Source organism: Flintibacter muris, assembly GCF_943192995.1.
GTDB classification, from domain to species: Bacteria; Bacillota; Clostridia; order Oscillospirales; family Oscillospiraceae; genus Lawsonibacter; species Lawsonibacter muris.
In genome coordinates this window covers 112,185-136,607 of record NZ_CALPCP010000002.1, presented here as the reverse complement: position 1 = coordinate 136,607, position 24,423 = coordinate 112,185, and the positions used below count along the sequence as shown (strand labels likewise).

The 24,423-nt window shown below is 59.3% G+C and carries 14 protein-coding genes and 2 riboswitches; of the genes, 5 read left to right on the top strand and 9 right to left on the bottom strand.

The window, feature by feature from the left end; genetic code table 11:
- Window positions 1-56: 56 nt before the first annotated feature.
- On the bottom strand, window positions 57-1,886 hold the full coding sequence (locus NFS22_RS02935) for a VanW family protein (protein WP_251316271.1): 1,830 nt from the start codon (window positions 1,884-1,886) through the stop codon (window positions 57-59).
- Between the two features lie 352 nt (window positions 1,887-2,238).
- On the opposite strand from NFS22_RS02935, the gene NFS22_RS02930 reads away from it, so the two are divergent.
- Window positions 2,239-3,441: a 5-bromo-4-chloroindolyl phosphate hydrolysis family protein gene (locus tag NFS22_RS02930; protein ID WP_251316270.1), complete on the top strand. Its 1,203-nt coding sequence runs from the start codon at window positions 2,239-2,241 to the stop codon at window positions 3,439-3,441.
- Between the two features lie 73 nt (window positions 3,442-3,514).
- On the opposite strand, the gene NFS22_RS02925 is transcribed toward NFS22_RS02930, so the two are convergent.
- Window positions 3,515-9,163: an S-layer homology domain-containing protein gene (locus NFS22_RS02925; protein WP_251316269.1), complete on the bottom strand. Its 5,649-nt coding sequence runs from the start codon at window positions 9,161-9,163 to the stop codon at window positions 3,515-3,517.
- 41 nt (window positions 9,164-9,204) lie between these two features.
- Window positions 9,205-9,318, bottom strand: a riboswitch (cyclic di-GMP riboswitch).
- A gap of 83 nt (window positions 9,319-9,401) precedes the next feature.
- Window positions 9,402-9,499, bottom strand: a riboswitch (cyclic di-GMP riboswitch).
- A 770-nt stretch (window positions 9,500-10,269) separates the two neighbouring features.
- Here NFS22_RS02925 and NFS22_RS02920 point away from each other — a divergent pair.
- Complete coding sequence (locus tag NFS22_RS02920) at window positions 10,270-10,953, top strand: GDSL-type esterase/lipase family protein (protein ID WP_251316268.1); 684 nt, start codon at window positions 10,270-10,272, stop codon at window positions 10,951-10,953.
- On the opposite strand, the gene pfkB is transcribed toward NFS22_RS02920, so the two are convergent.
- Window positions 10,937-11,848, bottom strand: a complete 912-nt coding sequence (gene pfkB, locus NFS22_RS02915) for a 1-phosphofructokinase (protein ID WP_251316267.1) — start codon at window positions 11,846-11,848, stop codon at window positions 10,937-10,939. The genes NFS22_RS02920 and pfkB overlap by 17 nt on opposite strands.
- Window positions 11,849-11,893: 45 nt before the next feature.
- Entirely contained in the window at window positions 11,894-12,178 is a 285-nt protein-coding gene (locus NFS22_RS02910; protein WP_251316266.1) for a DUF1294 domain-containing protein, read from the bottom strand.
- 266 nt (window positions 12,179-12,444) lie between these two features.
- Between NFS22_RS02910 and ppdK the strand changes: the two genes are divergently transcribed.
- Window positions 12,445-15,075 (top strand): pyruvate, phosphate dikinase, encoded by a 2,631-nt coding sequence (gene ppdK / locus NFS22_RS02905; protein ID WP_251316265.1) that lies wholly within the window; start codon window positions 12,445-12,447, stop codon window positions 15,073-15,075.
- Window positions 15,076-15,392: 317 nt separating this feature from the next.
- A complete protein-coding gene (locus NFS22_RS02900; RefSeq protein ID WP_251316264.1) occupies window positions 15,393-16,973 on the top strand; it encodes a FapA family protein in 1,581 nt (526 codons plus the stop codon).
- A 47-nt stretch (window positions 16,974-17,020) separates the two neighbouring features.
- On the opposite strand, the gene NFS22_RS02895 is transcribed toward NFS22_RS02900, so the two are convergent.
- The gene (locus NFS22_RS02895) at window positions 17,021-18,214 is read right to left on the bottom strand and encodes a coenzyme F420-0:L-glutamate ligase (protein WP_251316263.1); all 1,194 of its coding nucleotides are present in this window, start codon (window positions 18,212-18,214) and stop codon (window positions 17,021-17,023) included.
- Window positions 18,215-18,481: 267 nt separating this feature from the next.
- On the opposite strand from NFS22_RS02895, the gene NFS22_RS02890 reads away from it, so the two are divergent.
- Window positions 18,482-21,313: a phosphodiester glycosidase family protein gene (locus NFS22_RS02890; RefSeq protein ID WP_251316262.1), complete on the top strand. Its 2,832-nt coding sequence runs from the start codon at window positions 18,482-18,484 to the stop codon at window positions 21,311-21,313.
- Between the two features lie 203 nt (window positions 21,314-21,516).
- Here the strand turns inward: NFS22_RS02890 and NFS22_RS02885 are convergent, their stop codons facing one another.
- The 4 genes from NFS22_RS02885 to NFS22_RS02870 form a co-directional block, all read right to left on the bottom strand.
- Entirely contained in the window at window positions 21,517-22,014 is a 498-nt protein-coding gene (locus NFS22_RS02885) for a hypothetical protein (RefSeq protein ID WP_251316261.1), read from the bottom strand.
- A complete protein-coding gene (locus tag NFS22_RS02880) occupies window positions 22,015-22,320 on the bottom strand; it encodes a DUF2089 family protein (protein ID WP_251316260.1) in 306 nt (101 codons plus the stop codon).
- A gap of 259 nt (window positions 22,321-22,579) precedes the next feature.
- Complete coding sequence (locus tag NFS22_RS02875; RefSeq protein WP_251316259.1) at window positions 22,580-23,464, bottom strand: DMT family transporter; 885 nt, start codon at window positions 23,462-23,464, stop codon at window positions 22,580-22,582.
- 15 nt (window positions 23,465-23,479) lie between these two features.
- Window positions 23,480-24,370, bottom strand: coding sequence for a DMT family transporter (locus NFS22_RS02870; protein WP_251316258.1), 891 nt, complete (start codon window positions 24,368-24,370; stop codon window positions 23,480-23,482).
- Window positions 24,371-24,423: the final 53 nt, after the last annotated feature.

Genomic DNA, 24,423 nt, shown 5'->3' with positions numbered 1-24,423 from the left:
GTTTCCTCTCTCGCTTGTTGTTTCTTACGCAGGGGCAGCTTTGTACGCCGGGTAAATCACCCCGCCGCCATATTAGGGTCTATAGGGGCAATCCCCGTGTCAGAGGCGGGGGGCGTCTGCTGTCCCTGGTCCTCCGCACCGGGAGGTTCAGTTTCATCCGATGTGCCTGTGCCGGGATCGGCAGGGGTTGTGGTATCAGGATTCTCCGGCGCTGTTGTCCCGGGATCGGTGGTAGTGGTTCCGCCGGGCTTGCCGTCCACCCAGGTGGAGAGGTCGCCGTCGGCGGGGTTATAGTGGTAGGAGTTGGGCCGCATGTTGTATTTGCTGGTGCCCATGTCCTGCTTTTCGATCTGGTTTCCGTCCTTGTCGTAGATATAGCGGTAGGTGTGGGCGGACCAGCCGGTGTAGGCGTACTGCTTCCGGTCCAGCACCAAGGTGCCCCGGGGGACGCTCTCGTCCGGAACATAGACGGTGGTGGGGGCCACCTTGTCATAGGTGACGCTGTCCGGAACGGCGTAGATGCCCTCCGGGTTGGTGCCGTAGATTTGTACGTTCAGGTAGCGCTTGCCGTTGGAATCATAGCTGTTGGTGACAATTTTAACGGGGTAGTCAGTATTGTTCCGGAAACGGAAATCCAAGCTGCCGAAATAGACGGTGGCGTCCATCCCCAAGGTCACATAGCCGGTGTTGAACTGGTGGTCATGGCGCTCCACCACCTCCAGGGCGGTGTGGAGAACGGCGTAATAGATGGTGGAGGAGGTCTGGCAGATACCGCCGCCGATATCGTCCACCGACTGGCCGGCCACATAGGTAGGGGCATTTTTATAGCCCTTGGCGGCGGTGCGGCTGCCGGTAGTATTGTTGTAGGAGAACTCCTCGCCGGGGAGGAGAATCACGTTGTTGCACGCCTCAGCGGACAGCTGCACATTGTGCTTCCGGTTGGCGGAGCCGGACACCGTGGTGGTACCCTCGCCCAGCAGGTCCTTGAACAGCTGGCCCCCCAGGTCCTCCTTGGTCACCTTGGGCTGGGTGACGGTGAGGGGGATGGAGAAGGTCTCACCGCTCCTGGCCGCGTAGTAGGCCTCTTTCAGCTCCTGAACGTCGAAGTCAAGGCCCACGGTGTGGTCGGTGATCTCCATAGACTCCAGGTCCAGGGAGGCATCCTTGACCTCGGTGTACACCTCCCGGTGGATGGCCTCAAAGTCCGGGTCCTGCTGCTGGCTCTGGGAGGCGGACAGGGTGATGGTCTTTTCCACCGGCCCCTCCCCGCCGCTCAGCCGCTCCTCAACGGCCTCCTGCGCGGTCTCCCGAACGGTGCCCAGCGTTTGATCCCAGTTGATGGTGGTAACCGGGGCTCCCTTGGTCATCAACAGCCGGTCCCCATCCACCTGATAGCCGTGGTCTACTGTGGCGTCTTTCACAGCCTGCTCCATGTCTGAAACAAAGTCATCCAAGGCGAAATTTTCCTCCGCCAGGGGGAGCGGCACCTGGCTGGACATGCCCAGCATATGCCCCACCAGCTGAGGGCCGCCGGTAAAAAAGTTCCCATGGCCGACCTGCTGGGCCGCCTCCACCCCCTGCCCTACGTCCAGCTCCAAGCCGGCGCAGTTCAGACTTTGTTCCAGGTCCTCATAGGCCAGGGTAAGGGTAACGTCCTGGCCCGCCTGATCCGCCGCAGTCCTGACGGTATCCCGGGCCTGCTCCACCGTCAGGCCAGAGACATCGATCCCGGCCACCGACACGTTGGGCAGAATGGTATCCCGCCCGGATGCCCAGACGCATGTGCCAATGTAGGCCGCCGCCAGCACTCCCGCCACCGCGCCGGTGATGATCCAAGGCAGCTTACCGCCGCCCCCCCCTTTTTTTGCTACGCGCTGTCCTTCCATCGCTGTTGTTCCTCCTGTCCGGCCCAGATCAGGACCGTTGCCGCACGAAACTCGTGTGAGTGTTGATATGTATGTTCAGCTTTACACTGTGAACCAATTTTATATTATAGCACGAGGGGACTTTGAAAGAATTACAGAATAGTTACAACTCCCCTGAAAAATCCAACCAGCTCTGTGGCTATTTTCCTGCAAAAAGCAAAGCGGGCCATTTACTTTTTCCCTCTGGTGCGCTATGATATATAAAGCCGATATTTCTTTACCGAATTTTAAGAAAAAATCAATTCCATTTTGGGGATTATCTGCTATAGTAAGTAACAGTGCTGCCGCGTGGCAGAGATATGGGGGTAGGACAATGTCTGACTATCAGGGACAAAAAGGTAATGGCGACGGGCTTTATTGGTTGATTGCCCTGGGTTTGATTTTTACCGGTATCGCCGCCCCGGTGGGTGTGCTGATGATTGTATTGAAGCTGCTCAGCGGCAAGAAGAGGGGCCGCCACCCCTACTATGAGGGGCAGAACGCTCAGGGACAGGTGGGAGCCCGGACCTTTCGGGAGAGTCCCTCCTGGGAGGAGACCTCCCAGGCCGCTCCTGCCTGGGAGGAGCCCGTTCGGGCGCAGACCCCTCTCAAACCCAAGCAAAAAAAGGGCAAGGACCGGGACCTGATCTCTGAGCTGGACAAAAAGGGAAAGAACTGGGCCATCGCCGGAGGCGCCACTGCGGCCGGCTGCCTGGTGGCCTTTATCGCCAGCCTGGGCGAACCTTTTTTCTGGCTCTTCAATGGCGATATGGCCTTTTTTCTGGAAGAGCTTATGGGCCTGATGGTTCTGCCCTGCATCGCCGCCGGCGGACTGGGCTCTCTGTGGGCCGGCCTGCGCAAGCGGAAGCAGGCCCGGCGCTATCGAAATTACCTGGCCATGATCGGCCGGCAGAGTTCGGTGTCTGTCTCCGCTCTGGCCTCGGCCACCGGCCTGTCCCCCAGCAAGGTGCGGGACGATCTGGCCGACATGCTGGACGACGGCATCTTCCCCCAGGGCTTTCTGGACTACGGCGGCGACCGGCTGGTCCTCTCCGGAGACGGAATCGCCGAGCCGTCCAAGCGGGAACATGCCGCCCCGCCGCCCCCGCCCAAGGAGGATGAAAACGCCATCCTGGCGGAGATCAGAGCCGTCAACAACGCGATTGACAACGAGAAGATGTCCGCTCAGATTGACCGGATCGGTGTAATTACCGCCAAAATTCTGGACTATCAAAAGACCCATCCAGAGAAGGCCGCCCAGCTTCACAGCTTTTTGAGCTATTACCTGCCCACCACGCTGAAAATCCTTCGGGCCTACGGCCAGCTGGAGGATCAGGAGGTCTCCGGCCAAAACATCACCGCCGCTATGTCCCGCATTGAGGGGATGATGGATAAGGTGGTAGAGGGCTTTGAAAAACAGCTGGACCTCCTTTTTCAGGGGGACGCCATGGATATCACCACCGATGTGGAGGTACTGGAGCGCATGCTGGCCAAGGACGGCCTGTCCGACCAGGAGGGACTCACGCTGGGACTGTAAGCAGAGCGTTGCGGGATATATAAAAACGGGAGAGAGCCGTCAGGCTCTCTCCCGTTTTCTCCGTATTTAGGAATTACTCGTTAGTGATGGCGGTCCAGTTCTCTACCAGATTGCCCTCGCTGCGGCGGGTGTAATCGTGGGAGTTGGTGGCCTCCAGAACCTCGTAGTAATACCAGCTGCCCTCCTGGTTGTCGGGCCACTGCTTGGCCTCGGCCAGCAGGCCTTCCTCATCCACTTCGCGGTCCAGAACGTTGTTGATCAGCGTCATGGCCTCGGCGCGGGTGATGGCCTTCTGGGGCAGGAAGGTGCCGTCGGTGTAGCCGCCGACCCAGCCCTTGCTGGCGGCGAAGGAGATCAGATTCTCAGCCCAGTGGCCGGTGGTGTCGGAGAAGGGGTTCTCCACATTCTCGGTCACAACGTCGAAGCGGGCGGCGATGGCCGCGAACTCGGCGCGGGTGATAGTCTGGCCGGGCAGGAAGGTGCCGTCGGGATAGCCGCTGATGATGCCCGCGTTGGCCAGGGTGGAGATGGCCCGGTTGGACCACCGGCTGCTGGCTACGTCACTGAAATCGTTGACGTCAGTGTCGTAAATAGCGCGGGACTCGTCAGTGAGCAGACGGTAGAAGATGGCGGCTACCTCTTCGCGGGTGATGTTGTTGTTGGGACGAACGGTGCCGTCCTCATAACCGCTCACGTAGGCGAAGTGGTCCTCCTTGTTCAGCTGGGTGTCACCAGCCAGAGGCACTTCACCGTCCACGATGGTGGTGGTGCCGCCGGTGTTTCCGCCACTGCTGCCGCCGCTGCTTCCGCCGGAGCTTCCGCCGCTGCTGCCGCCACCGCTGGTACGGCCGAAGTTGGCAACTACCTCATAGGTCTGGCCGCCCACAACGGGAAGGTTATAGGCCAGAGCTGCGCTGTTGCTCAGGGTAGTGCTGCCCTGGGCCCAGCTGCTGAAGTAGGTGCGGCTCAGAGTGGTGGTGGAAGCGGTGTTGCTCAGGGCCATAGTGCCGCTGGCGCCGGCGGTGCCCAGATTCAGGGTCTGGTAGCTGCTGGCGACAGTGCCGTAAGTCTCGTTGCTGGAGCGGTAGTACACCACAACCTCCTGGTTGTCAGGGATGTTGTCGGGTTCTCTGCCGTCCGGGCCGCCGCCGATGTTGTCGATGGCGTAGGCCACATTGACAGTCACGCTATCGTTGCCGGCGGGCACTGTGGGCAGTGCGCCGGTGCGGATATAGTGGTCGCCGCTGCGGTCGAGGGTGGCAGGAGCGTCAGTGCCGGTGACGGTGTAGCCAGTGCCCTGGGGCACGGTGACCGTCACGCTGTCAATCACCACACCGTTATGGGTGCGGTTGATGGTGATGACGCGGTTGCCAACGGGCGGGATGACAGTATAGTTGGCAGTGATGGTCACGTCGCCGTTCTCATCAGGCGCGCCAACAGTCCAGCCGGTGAAGACATAACCGCTGTGCTCAGGAGCCGCGGGACGGTCCGCAGGTATCTCAGTGACATTCTCCCGGGTTTCAATGACAGTGTTGTCAAAACCATCCACGAAGGTCACGGTGAAGGTCTTCTGCTTCTCGGTGCCAGTATAAGTTGCGTCTCCAGTGGCGGGGACAATCTCGGGGGACCAGGTGTAATCGCCAGCGGGAGGCACAGGGGTCTCGCCGTGCTTTACGGTGTCTTCCTGCGTAGTGCCGTCGGGCAGCACCCAGGTAATGGTATACTCCTTCAGCGTGTAGGTGACGGTAACTTCCACATCGGTGTCGCCCATAGTGCCGGTCACAATGGCCTTGTCAGCCTCATAACCTTCCACCGCGGGAGAACCCTCACTGTACTCTTCGCCCTTGGCGTACTCTTTCACGAACTGCTCAGGGGTCTGAGCCGTACCCTCAGAGATCACATAGGTGATTGTCAGGGTGTGCTTCTCAGCTTCCTTGTCCTTAAAGACCGGCTTGATGGTGACATTGCCGGTGACAGGGTCCGTCTCGGGGTCGCCCCACTTGTCAAACTCCTGGCCCTCGGGAGCCTCAGGCGTGCCCTCGGGCTCGCTGGTGTAAGTGCCATTCGGATTAACTTCCGCAGTATAGAACGTCTCGCCGTCCTTGTCCTGCCAGGTCACGGTGGGCTTGTTCTGGGGATTACCCGTGCTGCCCGAACCGCTGACATTGCCGCCGGGCTCTGTGGGCCGGTTCTCACCTTCACTTGGCTCAACCGGGGTAATGGAACCGGAAGGCGGGGTAATGCTGGGGCCAGTGAGCGAGCCCTCACCGTCGACGTTGCTTCTCAGCATTCTCGCAGCGGGGTTGTAGTCATAGGCGCCGGCTTTGGCAACGTTACTCAGCTGCTTGCCGTCATACCCGGTGACTGTGGCCTGATAGCTCACTTCCACTGTGGCGTTTTGGGCCAGCTGGCCGTTCCAGGTGAAGTACAGCAGCTCACCCTCAGTCTCGGTCCTGTTGTAGACCTTGCAGGAGGGAGCGCCGGTGCCCTGGATGGTAGCTCTGTCCAGCGTCAGCTTGGTGTCCATGGTGTCCATAACAGACAGGTTCCACAGGTTCACATTGCCGTTGTTGGTGACTTTTACCTTATAGAGCACCTTGTCGCCCATGGAGATGCTGTCGCTGGCAGTCAACTGCTTGCTGCCGTCCGCGGTCCAGATGGATTTCTCCACCGCGATGGCGGGCTTGGCGGGCTCGGTGGGAACGGTTGCTGTAACATTGTCGGAACTGTCCTCAGCGCCGTTCTTGTCTGCATCGACAAAGGAGGCGGTGTTGCTAATTGTGCCCGCCTCCATCACCTTGGCCTCAATGGTCAGGGTGACGGTCTGTTTGGCTGGCACGGTGCCGATTTCATACTTGTTGCCCTTGGGAACATCATCCCAGCTCTTGACGGTAGTGCCATTACTGGAAGCCACCGCGCTCACAAAGCTCAGCTTGGTGTTCAGCTTGTCGGTAACAACAACGTTCTTTGCATCGGCATCGCCATTGTTTCTCAGGGTGATGGTGTAGGTCACCGTATCGCCGACATTGACTCTGATCTTGTCAACCGTCTTCTCAATGCTCACGTCAGAAGCCTTGCACTCCACATAGAACTTCACAGGAGCCTGAGTAGCGTCAGCCAGTTTCCAGGCGCCCTTGCCGTCCTCGACGACCCACTTGAAGGTTACAGTCTTGTTACCCTCATTAGCCACCAAGTCGTGCTTTGCCGTCTTCAAGGTGTTGTAAGCTTCCCGATACTTTTCCGCAAGGAAGGTCACATCACAGGTGTAGCCGCTCGTGGCATCGCCCTTGACCTCACCGATCTCAACACGGCCAGGATGGATATTGACGCCAGGCTTTCCCTTTTCTTCATTGTAGCAGTCGAAGTAACCCACCTGATGCCGTCCAGGCTGGCAGTACACTTCAACAGCGGACTTGCCCTTGCCGTCGTTGCGAACCTCACGGTTCACCTCCTGCTCAGTGGGAGCATCAGGGGCCTTGGGTGTCTGAACGGGCTGATACTTCGCCTTATAGGTCTTGACGGTGTCATCAGCATTCCATTCCACGTCCCACTCGCCAGTCCACTTGTAGGTCACGCCGTCCAGGGTGTAGGGCTTGGGGTCAGACACATTGCTCTGTGCCTTCACCGTTTCCCACGTGGGCTCGGTATCAGCGGTTACATTGTCTTCTTTGTGCAGCGTAGTCCACGGGAGGAAAGTTGCAGTTGGGGTATCTTGATCCTCGTCCACACCCTTCCATACGACGGTGTAGGTTGCAGCTTTCTGGCATTCCACATGGAAGGTAGCCAGCACGGTGTCCTTTGGCTCACCACTGGCCTCGGCCCACTTTTCATCGGTAGCATTCCATTTCAGCGTAATGGTCTTGGTGGGACTTTCGTCGCTGGCCAAGGTGTGCTTTACACCGGTGCCGAAGCTGGGCTCGTAGCCGTACATGGCGGCGTAGACATCTCCGTTCAGGGTTACGTTCACCTTCCAGTCGGCCCCATCTAGGTAGACAGTGCCAATCTCAGCCTCGTACTTGCCATTGACGGATTTGGTATTAGTGCAGTAGGTCTTCGCCTCATGCGGAAGGTCTGTGCCCTCAGACACGCACTCCACCTGAACGAAGTTACGCAGGATACCGTACAGGTCAACACGCTCGGGGGCCTCGGGGGCGGTGGGGGAAGTGGTGTCGTCATCCGCCCAAACCGCATACAGCGTCTTGGAAACGGGGGCATCCTTGCTGCCCAGGCCCTCGGACCAGTTCAGAGTGATAGACTCACCGCCGGTATACTGCGCAGTCTTAGCGTCCGCAGTCTCCGCCCAGCCCAGGAACTTGTAGCCTGTCTTAGTGGGGACTTCGCTGGTGACAGTCAGGGTGGCGCTTGTGCTCATAGTGTCCTTAGTGGTTGCTGAAACCGCAGAACCACCCTGGGTGTTGTAGTTTAGGGTATATCTGGCATAGACCTGAATAGGAACGTTATCTTGATACGTATAGTATATTCCTACGTTGTTAAAGCCATCAGTTCCCCATCCACATATAGGACAACCACCACTGGCTGTTGAACGATTATCAAATCTAACATAATAATTTAATGTCGCGGTAGTTGTTCCGGGCTTTAACGTGGTGAAATTCCACTGCAGGCAGTCAGAGCCATCCATCTGAGGCATAGCACCATTGTCAATCCAAGTGCCAATTGTATAGCCGTCGTTCTGTACTATGGTGCTGTTGTAGGATTTAACAGATGGACGATTATAGTACTTGGCGGCGCATACAAACATCAAATGACCACAAAGGCTTCCATAATAGCTATTAGTCGGGAGACGCTGGAAATTCCATGTCTCATTGACAAATGTCTTAATTGTAGCATGGTTATTTGTTTTCCCCGGGTATGCACTTCCAGACTGATCAATAATCTTAGCATTGTGATAAGGCTGATACTGAGTGCCATAAGCAAAGTCATCACTCTCCATATCCAGCGCCGCGTCCACAGCCGCGATAGCGGCGGTGTAGCTGGCGACGGCCTTCTGGATATCCTGGCGCTCCTCGTATTCGGTGCCAAGCAGCGCCTTGTAGAGCTCAGAGACCTCGCCATAGACGTACTCAGCCACCTCAGCGGCGTTCTCCGGGGTAATCTCCGGAATGGCCGCCACGGCGTCCAGGAAGGCCTGGACCTCAGCGGGGACGACAACCGCTTCTGCGGCCTCGGTGATGGTGTTCTTGACCTCTTCCACGATGGGGGCCACCACCTCGCCCATGTTGGCGGGGGGAACGGTGGTTTCCTCCTCGGCGGGGTCATCATCCTTCACCTCGGGCACCTCGGCGGGGTCTTCGTTCTCTGCCTTGGGCTCCTCAGTGGGGGTCTCGCCCTCTGCCTTGGGGTCCTCGGCGGGGGTCTCGCCCTCTGCCTTGGGCTCCTCAGCGGGGGTCTCGCCCTCTGCCTTGGGCTCCTCAGCGGGGGTCTCGCCCTCTGCCTCGGGCTCCTCAGCGGGGTTATCAACCTCCTCTTTGGGTTCCTCGGTGTTCTCAGCGGACTGTTCAGGCTCAGTATCCTGGCCCTCCTGGTTATCGACAGGGTTCACCGTGTCATCAGACACGGTGACATTCTCACTGATGACGGTATCATCAGTGACGGCGGCCTCCTCCGCGAATACGGAGAGGGGCAGCATGCCCATGCACATAATCAGAGCCAGGAAGAGCGCCAGACCGCGCTTGCTGAGAGCACTCCATGTTCTCTTAGTCATAGTCATTCTTCCTTTCTTTGCAAAAAATCGGATGCAAAGTATCCGGCGGCCGGGCTGGCATGCCGTCGCTTCCGGCGGGCAAAATGCCCAGCGTGACGTCGGTTTAGCCCCCTTTTCAGCTTTGCGTCCCACAGTTTCCTGTGGTTTGCTAGATGCAACCCGGCGAACATAGCGTTCGGAGTTTCCCCCGACACCGTAGTCCCGTAGCTTTGCGTCCCACAGTTTCCCGTGGTTTGCCAGATGCAACCCGGCGAACGTAGCGCCCGGAGGTTCTCCCGGCGCCGTAGTCCCGTAGTTTTGCGTCCCGCAGTTTCCTGCGGTTTGCCAGATGCAACCAGGCGAGCATAGCTTCCGGGTCCCCCCGGCGCCGTAGCCCCTTAGCTTTGCGTCCCACAGTTTCCCATGGTTTGCCGGCACGCCTGCCTGCCCGAGCAAACGGACCTCCCGCTGTCACCGGCGCTCACGTGACAGCGGGTCAATTACCGGGTGGACTGCATTGGGTCATGCCGCTTCCTCCCCTCCAGTTCAGTTTATGAATCAGCCCTCCACCGGTGCCTGAGCGCCGGCGCTGGCAAACTCACCGATACAGCCCCACGGCCTCCTTTTTCATCTGTGCCATGGGAACACGATCCTTATATCCGGGCCCATCTCCATTTTATGGAAAAGCTATGTACTTTATCTGGAAACAGTATACCATAAAGGAAAAAAATATGCAATACCTTCCAAAAGAATCTCACGGGAATCAACGTTCAGAAAATCCAGCCGAATTTTCAGGGCGGGACGACTCGGCCCGCCGCCGGCCGGACGCTTTTTCCAATGGCGCGCCGGGGTCGCCGCGCCCTGCAGCGCCAAAATTATTTTCCGTGAGAGAAAGCAATGTTCTATTACGCATTTTGCAGCAATCATCAGAATCGGTGTAATCTGTAGGGGCGGCCTGTGGCCGCCTCTATATTAAAATCTGAGAGAGGGACACTCCCCAAGAGAACCTTTGGTATAAAACCTGTCTCCGGCAAACTTACCCGAAAAACAGGTGACAATATCCGTTTTATGTGGTAAAATCATTCAACAAAACTGGTTTTACAGCGAAAATATGGAGGTAACCGCATATGAAAAAACACATTGTCTGTCTGGGCGATTCCAACACCCACGGCTACTGCGCCGACCCCCAGGACTGCGCCGACCCCGTCCTGGCCCGCTTCAACGAGGAGGAGCGCTGGACCAAGCTGCTGCAAAAATCCCTGGGGGAGGACTATCTGGTTGTGGAGGAGGGTCTGTCCGGCCGGACCACCGTATTTCAGGACCCGCTTTACGAGGGTCTGGACGCGCTGAGCTATCTGTGGCCCTGCCTGAAAAGCCACGAGCCAGTCAGCCTTTTGATTGTCATGCTGGGCACCAACGACACAAAGCAGCGCTTTGGCATGAACCCCTACGCCATCGGCCTGGGCATGCGGCGGCTGGTGCGCAAGGCCGCCGCAATCGACTGCTGGGGCCCCGGCAGAAGGCCCAACATCCTGATTGTAGCCCCGCCCGCCATCGGCGAGGGGGTCCTCACCTCCCCGGTGGCGGAGGAGATGGGCACCACGCCCCCCACCTGTGTGGAGAAATCCCGTCAGCTTCCGGCGGAGTACCGCCGGGTAGCGGAGGAGGCCGGATGTCATTTCCTGGACGCCAACACCTGCGGCTGTGAATTCAACACCATTGATTTCATGCACCTGACCCAAAAGGGCCACGCGGCCCTGGCCGAAGCTCTGGCCAAGTTGGTTCCCCGGCTCCTTACCCAAGAGGGATAGCTTTCAGCAGTGCCCGGACCTCATCTCCGGTGGCCAGACCGTCAGAAAACGCGGTGGCGGAGCCGGCGGCGGCCCCCAGCCGGTGGGCGGCGGCGCAGTTGCGGTCTTTCAGCCAGCCGGCCAGAAAGCCGGCCACCATGGAATCTCCCGCTCCCACCGAGTTGCGCACCGTCCCTCTGGGGGCGGCCAGCCGGTGACATTCTCCCCTCTCATCCACCAGCAGGGAGCCGTCCCCCGCCATGGACACCAGCACATTCCGGGCTCCCCATGCCTGGAGCTGCCGGGCGCACTCCTCAATCTCACCGCCGGCGGCCAGGGAGCGCCCAAAAATCTCCCCCAGCTCCCGTCTGTTAGGCTTGACCAGGAAGGGGCGGTAGGGCAGCGTCTCCCGCAGCAGCTCCCCCTCAGCATCCACCGCACTGAGGACGCCCCTCCCCTCCAGCCGCTCCAAAATACGCCGGTAGATATCCTTCGGGAGGGAGGCCGGGATAGACCCGGCCAGCACCAATATATCCCCCTCCCCCAGGCGGTCCAGCCTGACAAACAGCTCCTCCAGCGCATGGGACGGGATGTCCGGCCCCCTGCCGTTAATCTCGCTCTCCTCTTCCGCCTTGAGCTTCACATTGATCCGGGTCAGGCCCCGCTCCAGCCAGATAAAATCGGTCCTGACGCCAGTGTTCCGCAGTCCCTGCTCCAGCCCCCTGCCGGTAAATCCGGCCAGAAAGCCCAGGGCCACGCTTTCCACCCCCAGATTCCGCAGCACAATGGACACATTGATCCCTTTGCCGCCAAACTGAACCCCGTCGCTGTCGCTGCGGTTGGTCTCGCCGGGGTGAAAATTCTCCAGCCGGACCACATAGTCCAGCGCCGGATTAAAGGTAACAGTATAAATCATAGCTTCCATCTCCTTTGAGTGAGAGCCCCGCCAGCGGGGTGCTTTTTAAGCATATCTCAGGGCCAGCCAGGCCAGCAGTCCGATTTGAAGGACCAGCAGCAGGGGGAAGCCCCAGCGGAAATACCAGTGCCTGGTCTTATGGCGGAACACCTTCATTCCCAGGGTGCCGCCCAGCGCCCCTCCCAGAAGGGCGGGGAGGAACAGTGTCCGCTCTGAAATGCGCCACCTTCCCCCTTTGGCCCGGCGTTTGTCCGCTCCCATCAGCGCAAAAGCGGCCAGATTGACTGCCGCCAGATACAGTCCCAGCAGCTGCCACAGCCATTTTTCCATCCAAAACCGCCCCTTTCCGTATATTTCGGGTCTTTTACAGGATACCTCCTTCAACCGCCTTTTTCAACAAAATTTTGCCTGGAATTTCTATGGAAAATTTTCTAAAAAATCTTGCAATATCAGCCAGCCGTCTGTATAATATTATGCACGGTATTCCAGAAACTGCGGACAATATTGCTAATCCCGATTCTCTCCCCACCACGGCGTTCCCGCCGGGGACGGACGGCTGGAGCGCCGTATACGCTAGAAAGGAATGATGTTTACCAATGGCTACTAAATTCTTGTACCTCTTCTCCGAGGGCAACGCGAACATGCGTGATCTGCTGGGCGGCAAGGGCGCCAACCTGGCCGAGATGACCAATATCGGCATGCCTGTCCCCCAGGGCTTTACCATCACCACCGAGGCCTGCACCCAGTACTATGAGGACGGCGAGAAAATCAACGACGATATCCAGGCCCAGATTATGGAATATATTGACAAGCTGGAGCAGATCACCGGCAAAAAGTTCGGCGACATGGAGAACCCCCTGCTGGTCTCCGTCCGCTCTGGCGCCCGGGCCTCCATGCCCGGCATGATGGACACCATCCTCAACCTGGGTCTCAACGAGCAGGTGGTGGAGGTTATTGCCAAGCAGTCCAACAACCCCCGCTGGGCCTGGGACTGCTACCGCCGCTTTATCCAGATGTACTCCGACGTTGTCATGGAGGTGGGCAAGAAATACTTTGAGCAGCTCATCGACGAGATGAAGGAGAAGAAGGGCGTTACCCAGGACGTGGAGCTGGACGCCAACGACCTGAAGGAGCTGGCCGGACAGTTCAAGGCCGAGTACAAGGCCAAGATCGGCGCCGACTTCCCCTCCGACCCCAAGGAGCAGCTGATGGGGGCCATTAAGGCCGTCTTCCGCTCCTGGAACAACCCCCGGGCCATTGTCTACCGCCGGATGAACGACATCCCCGGCTCCTGGGGCACCGCCGTCAACGTGCAGTCCATGGCCTTTGGCAACATGGGCGACGACTGCGGCACCGGCGTGGCCTTTACCCGCAACCCCGCCACCGGCGAGAAGAAGCTGATGGGCGAGTTCCTCACCAACGCCCAGGGCGAGGACGTGGTGGCCGGCGTGCGCACCCCCATGCCCATTGCTGAGATGGCCGAGAAGTTCCCCGAGGCCTTTGCCCAGTTCCAGGACGTGTGCCAGAAGCTGGAGGACCACTACCGTGACATGCAGGACATGGAGTTTACCGTGGAGCACGGCAAGCTTTACATGCTTCAGACCCGCAACGGCAAGCGCACCGCCGCCGCCGCCCTGAAGATCGCCTGCGACCTGGTGGACGAGGGCATGATTGACGAGAAGAAGGCCGTGGCCATGATTGATCCCCGCAATCTGGACACCCTGCTCCACCCCCAGTTTGACCCCGACGCCCTGAAAAAGGCCGCCCCCATTGCCACCGCCCTGCCCGCCTCCCCCGGCGCCGCCTGCGGCAAGATTGTCTTTACCGCTGAGGACGCCAAGGAGTGGGCCGCCCGGGGTGAGAAGGTCTGTCTGGTCCGTCTGGAGACCTCCCCCGAGGATATCGAGGGCATGGTGGCCTCCCAGGGTATCCTCACCGTCCGGGGCGGCATGACCTCCCACGCCGCCGTGGTGGCCCGTGGTATGGGCACCTGCTGCGTGTCCGGCTGCGGCGCCATCAAGATGGACGAGGAGAACAAGCAGTTTGAGCTGGACGGCAAGATTTATAAGGAGGGCGACTGGATCTCCCTGGACGGCTCCACCGGCAACATCTACGGTGAGGCCATCCCCACCATCGACGCCTCCATCTCCGGCGAGTTCGGCCGCATTATGGCCTGGGCGGACAAGTACCGCCAGATGGGCGTGCGCACCAACGCTGACAACCCCCGTGACACCGCTCAGGCCGTCAAGTTCGGCGCCGAGGGTATCGGCCTGTGCCGCACCGAGCACATGTTCTTCGAGGAGGACCGCATCCCTGCCATCCGGGAGATGATCTGCGCCGACACCGTGGAGCAGCGGGAGAAGGCCCTGTCCAAGCTGGAGCCTATGCAGCAGGGTGACTTTGAGGCCATGTACGAGGCTTTGGAGGGCCGTCCCATGACCGTCCGCTTCCTGGACCCCCCGCTGCACGAGTTCGTCCCCACCGAGGAGGCCGACATTGAAAAGCTGGCCAAGGACATGGGCAAGAGCGTGTCCGACATCAAGGCCATTATCGCCGGTCTTCACGAGTTCAACCCCATGATGGGCCACCGCGGCTGCCGTCTGGCCGTCACCTACCCTGAGATCGCCGTGATGCAGACCAAGGCCGTCATCAAGGCCGCCCTGGCTGTCCAGACCCGCCACCCCGACTGGAAGATGGTCCCTGAGATCATGATCCCCCTGGTGGGCGAGGTGAAGGAGTTCGCCTTTGTGAAGAATATTGTCACCACCACTGCCAACGAGCTCATCAAGCAGGCCGGCTCCTCCATGACCTACAAGGTGGGCACCATGATCGAGATCCCCCGGGCCGCTATGACCGCTGACGAGATCTCCACTGTGGCCGACTTCTTCTCCTTCGGCTCCAACGACCTGACTCAGATGACCTTCGGCTTCTCCCGCGACGACGCCGGCAAGTTCCTGGACGCCTACTATGAGAAAAAGATTTACGAGTTCGACCCCTTTGCCAAGCTGGACCAGCACGGCGTGGGCCGCCTGATCCACAACGCCTGCCGCTGGGGCCGGTCCACCAACCCCAACGTCCACCTGGGCATCTGCGGCGAGCACGGCGGCGATCCCTCCTCTGTCATGTTCTGCCACGACATTGGACTGGATTATGTCTCCTGCTCCCCCTTCCGTGTCCCCATCGCCCGGCTGGCCGCCGCCCAGGCCGCTATCGCAAACCCCCGCTGATCGAACTGCTTTTGAGAAACACCGATTCCGGCAGGTCCAGTTGTTAGACTGGCAGCCGGTCTACAACAAACGCCAAAAAAACTGACAAACGGGCGGCCCGCTGGCCGCAATCTTGAAGATTGCTATAAACACGCAGTGTGCCGTGATTCCAGCAAACCAGCTGGACGGCACACTCTTTTTACGCTGCATCAAGGTCATAATACTTGATAATATTTTCTAAAAATGGTACAATACAAATGTTTACCCGTAGAGTGGGTCGTTACAGTTCACAGCAGGCGGCCATCAGCACGAATGCAGAGTCCAGAAAGAAGCGAGGGATGAAAGTGTCCATTTTTGACCGTTTTGTTTCAACTGTGACCAATGAACAGGAAAAAAATGCCTTTCCTCCCACTCCCTACAGGAGACTGCTTTCTGAGCTGGACATGGCAGGTGAAGACGCCAAAGAAGAATATCCGGATGACATCCAAACGGTCAGTGATTTTGTTGATTTTTTGAAGGAGGTCTGCAAAACCAGGCGCAAAAAGACGGCCGAACCCGTCAAGGCGGAGGCGCGGTTCATCCTGTCGGCCGATCGAATGCGGGCATATGCCTGCCTGCTCCCCCCGGAAAACAATGGTGCTGAGCTTACCCTGGAGGAGCTTCTGGATGATATGCACTATGAGGGCATCAATTACGGCATCTCCCAGGAAACCCTCCAGCAGGAGTTTTCCCGCGGATATCTGCGCATCTTTTTAGCTGCCCAGGGCACGCCCCCTCGGGCGGGGCAGGATGGCAAGGTGACCGAGCTGTTCCAGCGGCGGGGGAACCGGTGCCTGAAGGTGCAGGACGAAACGCAGGTGGACTTCCGGCAGGACATCCAGCTGCAGCCCATTCGAAAGGGAGCCGTAATCTGTTTGATCCGGCCTGCCAAGCCGGGGACCGACGGCATGGATGTGACGGGGCAGACCCTTCCCTGTCCACAGACTGTCAGCGCCCAGGTCCCCCAGGGGACGAACACCGCAATCGGCAGGGGCGGCCAGGCGCTCACCGCCAGCGTAGACGGGCTTTTGTACATGGAGCAGGACCGGTTCTGCATCCACGAGCAGCGCATCATTGACGGCGATTTGAATCAATTTCAGGGGGTCTTTCAGATCTCAGGAAACCTCTATATCGGTGGAAATGTGGACGGCGGAATTGAGATCGAGGCCTCTGGCGACATTGTCATCAACGGCAAAATGGGTCAGGCCCGTGTCACCTCCAAGGGCGGGACCATCCGGGTCCAGCAGGGCATCTATGGGACCAGTGGAAAAACATTTCTGAGCGCGGCCCATCAGGTGCAGGCCCCGGTGATGGAGTGGGCGGACATTGACGCCGGAGGCAGCGTAATCGCGGAGATGATCTTAAACAGCACCATTTGCTGCACTGGCACGGTCTACGCTATGACCGGGCGCGGCATGATCGCGGGCACCCAGATCCAGGCGGGCGGCAGCGTCCTGTGCCAGCGGATTGGAAACATAGCCGGTGACCTGAGCCGCTTTTCGGTGGGTTATCCCCCGCACTGTCCAGAGACCTGGACCCGGCTCAAAGCCGAGATGGCGGAGGTACAGTCCACCCTGAACAAGCTCTGGACCACCATCTCCGACCTGCGGAAACGGGGAAACCGAATCTCGGATATGGAGAAGTCGGTGCTGGAGCAGCTGGTCATACAGCGGGATCTGTACAACGAAAGACGAGAGACCCTGACCGCCGAGCTGAACGTTTTGGACGAGATGCTGGCTAAAAAAAGCAACGGGAGAATCCAATGCCAAAATTTGCACCCCATTCTGGAGATTCAGATCGGCCGGCTGACGGAAAAAATAACGACGCTGGAGGAAAACTGCAACATCCGTGCCGTTGAGAGCCGGATCTTTATCAAATAAGAGGAAATTGCTGTTAAAATGTGCCGCCCATAGGGCGGCACATTCTCTTACTCTGTAGTGTAATTGTCAAAATATCCCTGAATGAAGACCACCGGGGTGCCCTTGTCACCGGAGCCGGAGGTCAGGTCGCACAGGGAGCCGATCAGGTCGGTAAGGCGGCGGGGGGTGGTGCCCTCCGACACCATCTGGCCCACCAGGTCGCCGTCCTTCTTATGGATGCGGTCCTTGATGGCCTCCTTCAGCGCCTCGCCGGACAGGTCGGCAAAGTCGTTGTCGGCCAGATATTTCAGCTTCAGCTCGTTGGGCGTGCCCTCCAGACCGGCGGTGTAGGCGGGAGAGACCACCGGGTCGGCCAGCTCCCAAATCTTGCCCACGGGGTCTTTAAAGGCGCCGTCGCCGTAGACCATGACCTCCACATGCTTGCCGGTCTCCTGAAGGAGTTTCTTCTGAATGGCCTCCACCAGGTCCTGACAGTCCCGGGGGAACAGCTTCACCTGTTCCTCGGTGGACTTGTTGGAGCCCAGCAGGCCATACTTCTCATTGCAGCCGCTGCCATCCACCGGGGCGTTGAGAATCTCGTCCAGACCGAAGACCCGCTCCGCCCCGGCGGCCTTAAGCAGCCGCTTGGTGCGCTGACGGGTGTGAATGTCGCAGCACAGCACATCCTTGGTATAGGGCAGGATGGCCCGGGGATCGTTGGCAAAGATAATCTCCACCTGAGCCCCGCAGCCCTGGATCAGCTCCTGATAGTAGGCCACATAGTCCACGCCGGTAAAGGGGTGCTTCTCATAGCCGAACAGTTCCCGGTACCGCTCCAGGGTGAGGACATCCTTGTAGGGATCCACCCCCTTCTCGTCCACCGCATCCAGGCTGATGAGGTGGTTGCCCACCTCGTCAGAGGGGTAGCTGAGCATCAGGACGATTTTCTTCGCCCCCTTGGCGACACCCCGCAGGCAGATGGCAAAGCGGTTACGGCTGAGGATGGGGAAAATCACCCCCACCGTCCCGCCGCCCAGCTTGGCACGGACGTCGGCGGCGATGTTGTCCACCGTGGCGTAGTTGCCCTGGGCCCGGGCCACAATGGCCTCCGTCATAGCCACGATATCCCGGTCCCGGATGGCAAACCCGTCTTCCCGGGAGGCCTCCAGCAGGGAGCCGGTGACAATCTCCACCAAATCGTCTCCGCTACGGATGATGGGGGTGCGGATGCCCCGGGATACAGTACCGACCATACGACTCATAAAGGAACACTCCTTGTTTTCATATCGTTCGTGGGGAAAGACTTTCCACAACAATACATCATAACACGATTCAGACCGGTTGTAAATATGATTTTGCGGCGGGCACAAAAATCAATTTTGACGCTGTAGAGCGGGAGCCGGGCGTCAAACTCCAAATTCCAAATGCTGTTGCCCTGTTCCTTCCCCTTTTTCCCATTGAAACCTGTCATCCCTTTATGCTATAATGGGTGGCGTACGCTTTGACACATACAGCAAAGGAGTATACCCATGAGACATACCACATCCCTTCCCCGCAGAGCGGCGGCCTTTTTCCTGGCCTGCCTGCTTCTTCTCCCCTCGGTGTATGCCACCGCCGGGGAGCGAAAGCTCCAGACCACCACTGAGATTGTGGACGGCCTGGTCTACCGAAACACCGTAACCACCAACGCGGGCAGCCGGGTGGAGAGCTTCTCCATGGAGCTGTCGCCCTACAGCGCCGCCCGGCCCATTCTGCTCCAGGGCTCAGGCACCATCTACGCCGGAGCCACCATCAACAAGGTGATCTCCAATGCCCAGGAGGCCGGTTACCATGTGCTGGGCGCCATCAACACCGACTTTTTCTCTATGGCCACCGGCGTGCCCATAGGCATTGTCATTGAGGATGGAGTATACAAGTCCGGCACCGACGGCGAGAATGCCATGGCCATTGTCAACAACGCCGTCTCCATTGTGGACGCCCCCCAGGTATCCATGTCTTTGTACGACCACGCCACCGGCGTCACAGTGGTCCCCAACAGCTTTAACAAGGCCCGCCACCCGGTGGGCGGCGTCTATCTGCTTAATGAGGCCTTTTCCACCGTCTCCACCCGCAGCGACGGCAGCGGCTGGTATGTGCGCTTGAGAGCCATCCCAGACCCTTACACCGGTCAGGTTCCTGACCTCACCGTCAACTCCACCCTCAGCCTGGAGGTGACGGAGCTGCTGCTGTCCGACCAGTCCATTATCATCGGCCCGGACGAGTACATCCTCACCGCCTCTGACGACTCTGGGCGTGAGGACGCCTACGCCGCCTTTCAGGTGGGCGATCTGGTCACGCTGACCACCTCCTGTACCGATCCCGCCCTGTCCGCCGCCCAGTGGGCCGGGGGCGTGGGGGACATTATGGTGCGCAACGGCGCCATCACCGACAGCTCCACCTGGGTTTACGCCAAGGACGGCCGCCAGCCCCGCTCCGCCATGGGCATCAAGCCTGACGGCACGGTGGTGCTCTATGCGGTGGATGGCCGTCAGTCGGGCTACTCCGTGGGCCTGACCCAGCTCAATCTGGCCGAGGAGCTGCTCAGCCAGGGCTGTACCACTGCGGTTAACTTGGACGGCGGCGGCTCCACCTCCCTGTCTATGTGGATTCCCGGAACCAACGGCCCGGTTATGCAGAATAAGTCCTCCGACGGCAGAGCCCGCAGCTGTGCCACCTATCTGCTGCTGGTGGCCAGCCAGCCCTCCAGCTACATACCCCAGCGGCTGGCCCCCAAGGAGAACGGCCAGGTGGTCTTCACCGGCTCTTCCCTCACCCTGCCCCAGGCTGCAGCTATGGATGAGGTACTCAACCCCGTATCCGCCGACCTGAGCGGGCTGACCTACACCTCTATGGACCGTCTGGGCAGCGTTTTGAACGGCGTCTACACCGCCGGCTGGCAGACGGGCACCGACAACCTCCTCCTCACCGCCGGCAATTTGGAGGGCTATAGCCAGGTCCACGTGGTGAATCAGCTCACCGAGTTCACCGTCAGCCGGTCGGGCAGCACAGCCGCCCTGACCTCTTTGTCCGTCAAGCCGGGACAGCAGGTCCAGCTGGCCGCCTCCGGCACATACTGGGGCCGCACCGCCCTGCGGGACTTCGCCCCTGTCACTGTTACTGTCCAGGGCGGCGTGGGCACGGTGGACTCCAACGGCCTGTTCACCGCCAGCCAGGACCTGAGCGGCGGCGGCTCCATCACCTTCACCGCCGGAGGGCTGAGCCAGACTGTTCAGGTGTCCTCCGTCTACGTCCACAACGATGTCCAGCCCGGCCACTGGGCCTATGACGCGGTGGAGTACTGCTATGAAAAGGGGGTGTGCAGCGGCATCAGCTCTACCCTGTTCGGCCCTGACAACTCCATGATCCGGGGCGACTTTATGCTCATGCTGTACAACGCTGCCGGCAAGCCCGCCGTAAACACCCCCTGCACCTTTACCGACGTGGCCGAGACCGACTACTACTACACCGCCCTGGCCTGGGGACAGAGCAATGGCCTGGCCTCGGGCACCGGAAACGGCAAATTCTCCCCCAGGGACCAGATTACACGGGAACAGGCCTTCTCCCTGCTGTACCGCTATCTGCCTATCATCTCCAAGAACTGCCCGGACGGCGACCCGTCTGTGCTGGACCAGTTTGCGGACCACAGCAAGATAGCCGCCTACGCCCAGACGGCGGCGGCCACCCTGGTATCCCAAGGTCTGGCCTCGGGCAGCGCCGGGAATCTGGACCCCCAGGGCACCCTGACCCGAGCCCAGATGGCCTCCCTGCTCTACCGTGTGCTGGAGCACACCCCCATCCAGACCCAGCCCACCAATCCCTCCACGCCCACTGACCCGGTCACACCGGCGCAGCCCGGAAACTACGCCATTGCCCTGGACCAGAGCCAGGTCACCCTGGCCTCCGGCAGCAGCGTCACCCTGAACGCAGTGGTCCTGCCCGCCACGGAGGGAGCCGCTGTCACCTGGACCAGCAGCAGCCCGGATACCGCTGTGGTCTCCTCCACCGGTATGGTTACCAACCTGTACTCCGGGAACGGTGAGGCTAAGGTTACCATTACCGCCAGCTGGAACGGGGCGTCCGCCTCCTGCACCGTCACCTGCCAGCAGGCCCAGCGCACTGGCACCGTCACCAACGCGGAGTATGGCCTGAACATCCGCTCCGGTCCGGGCACCAACTATAACCCGGTGGGCGGTCTGGCCAACGGAACCAGCATTGTCATCCTCAGCGAACAGCCCGGCTGGTATCAGATCCTCTTCCGCAACGACCAGGGCCAGGCCGCTATCGGCTATGTGTCCGCCGACTACATCACCCTGAACCGATAAAAAACTGCCGCCCCCAAGTGGGGCGGCAGTTTTTCAAGTTGTCAATGAAGCCTCCCTCTTTGAGGGAGGTGGCACGGCGAAGCCGTGACGGAGGGAGTTTTTACCCAAACAAGACACAAAAATCGCTGTTTACTCCCTCAGTCACCGCCTGCGGCGGCGACAGCTCCCTTTGAGAGGGAGCCTAAAAGGATGAGCACAAGTTTTTACTCCAAATCCTCAATCCGCATCCTTTTCAGGTCCTCCAGGGTGTCCTGACGGCCCTTGTAGTGCAGCCAGATGCCTCCAAAGACCACCGTAGGGATATTGCTCACCAGAAAAACCACACCAACGGCAAGCAGCGTCTGGGGATGAAACTCCGTTTTCTGCCTGGGAACGCCCTCCTGGGCTGGAACCTCAATATAGTCTTCCTCCTGGGCCGGGATCTCAATATAATCTTCTTGCGCTGGAGACTGCGTAGCGCCGCCGCCGATTGGCGTTACCATCGTATTGCCGGCAGTGACGGTCAAGGTACTAAAGGTGGCCATACTCAATACCAGGATCAGAGACAGCGCCAGAGAGATACACGGCAAAATCAGCCCCAGCTTCAAACTCTTTTTACACAACCACACCTGAAGCGCCACCATCAGCGCAATGGGAAGCGCAAACATGAACAACACAATTATCAAACCGAGCGAGCCAAACAGCAATGCAAAACCAGCCATTTATAATTCCTCCATATTTTTCGTCTTCTTATACTCCGCGATCAGGACCTTGGCGGTATCCAGGTCCAGCTTTTCGTTCATCGCCAGGCGCTTGATGGTGGCGATGTAGGGGTCGGCGGCGGTGTTCTCGGTCAGCTTGATCTTTTGGATCAGCCGGTCCAGCCGCAGGCGCACGGTGGGGTAGGTCACGCCGTACTGGCCGGCCACCTCCTTCAGCGACCCCGAGGCCAGGATAAACTTTTTGATGAAGGCCACGTCCTCCTCCTCCAGCCCGGCCATCCACTCGGGCAGCAGTTCAATCGCCATAGGCAGCCCTCCTTTTCTGTATGTTCAGTATATACTTTAATTTTATTAAAGTCAAGCTTTAATTTTATTTTTCGAAAAGTTTGTTAAAAATAAAAATTCCCCGCTCTGTAGAGCAGGGAAAGACCAGCCGTATTTGTAGGGCGGGACGACTCAGCCCGCCGCAGGTTGGCAGTTGCTGCCAACGGCGCGCCGGGGCCGTCGCGCCCTACAGCGCCAAAATTGATTTCTGTGTTCAAAAGCCTCCCTTTGCGAAGGGGGCTTATGGACGTCTCCGCAAAAAAGAAAATTTGGTCTCGGAGCACAGCACGCCCACAAAAATCAACCCGAAGCCGGTGAGCAGGCGGGGCGTGAGGGGGTCGCCGTAAAAAATAACGGCCAGAATCACTCCGAACACTGCCTCCAGGGACAAAATCACCGCCGCTGGAGCGGGCTCCGACCAGACGATCCCCACGTTCATCAACAGCATGCACACGGTGGTGGCCATCACGCACAGGTAGAGCATGGGCCACAGCACCTGGGGCTGACCCAGGGCCGCAAAGTCAAAGGTCTCGGTGGTCAGGGCCACCACCCAGGCGCACAGGGCCACCGCGGCAAACTGGATCACAGTGAACAGCATCACGTCCCGGCCCCCGCCCAGGCGGGATACGGTGATAATATTCGCCGCGCAGAACACCGCCCCCAGCAAGGTGAACAGGTCGCCGGTGCTGATGGTCAGCTCCTGGGTGAGGGAGACAAAGCCCACCCCCGTCAGGCACAGCAGGGCGGCGGCCACATTGTACCGGTCGGGCCGCTCACGAAAGAGCAGCCAGGCCAAAAATGGGACAATCACGCAGTATACCGCCGACAAAAAGGCGTTGTTGGAGGGGGTTGTGGTCTCCAGCCCCACCGTCTGGGCCCAGTAGACCCCGAAGAGCATCAGCCCGGCAAAGCCGCCCCGCCACAGATAGTCCGGAGTAAAGTTCTTCCAGTGCCGCCAGCTGATTAAAGCCACCATGGGCGTTCCTGCGGTAAAGCGGATGGCGATCAGATACCCGGTGGGAATGCTGTCCAGGGCATTTTTCATCAGCAGGAAGGAGGCCCCCCAGAAAAAGGCCGCCGCAAAGAGCATGGGCTTGGCCAGCAGCTTCATGGTTTTTTCAGGCATGATGTCAACTCCAAGTTAAGATTGCGGTCTTCGTCTCAGAAAGGAAAATTTCGTCTCTGAGCACACCACGGCCACAAAGATCAGGGCAAAGCCGGCCAGCAGCCGTCCGGTAACCGGGTCACCGTAGAAAATCACCGAAGAGAGCACCCCAAACACCGACTCCAGGGACAAAATCACTGCGGCGGAGGCGGGGTCGGACCAGACCTGGCCCACATTCTGGAACAGCAGGGCCACGGTGGTGGCCATGACGCACAGGTAGACCATGGGCCACAGCACCACCGGGTCGGTGAGGGCGGAGGCAGGGAAGGTCTCGGTACAGGCACCGCAAATCCAGGCGTACAGGGCGGCAAAGGCGAACTGGAACACGGTGAGCAGGGTGATATCCTTTTCAGGGGACACCTTGGCCACCGCCACAATGTGGCTGGCGTAGAAGACCGCGCAGCACAGAGTGAGCAGGTCACCGGTGTTGATGGTCAGCTCCTCGGTGAGGGACACCAGCCCCACCCCCGTCACACACAGCAGAGCGGCGGCCACGTTGTACCGGTCGGGCCTGATCTTCACCACCGCCCAGGTGAGAAAGGGCACCAGCACGCAGTACACCGCCGTGAGAAAGGCGTTTTTGGAGGGGGTGGTCAGCGCCAGGCCGAAGGTCTGCACCGAGTAGGCCAGGAAGAGAAAGCCTCCAATGACGGCCCCCCGCCACAGGTAGTCCAGGGTGAATTTCTTCCACCTCTTCCAGGCCACCAGGGCCAGCAGCACCGCCCCGGCGGTAAACCGGATGGCCAGCAGGAAAAACACCGGTATCACATCCAAGGCGTTTTTCATGATGAAGAAGGAGGTGCCCCAGATGAGGGCGGCGGCAAACAGCATGGGCTTGGCCAGCATTCGCATGGTCTTGGGGGACATTGGTATCAACTCCAGATTGAAAAATAGGTTTCAGCTATGCTATGATAAAGGAA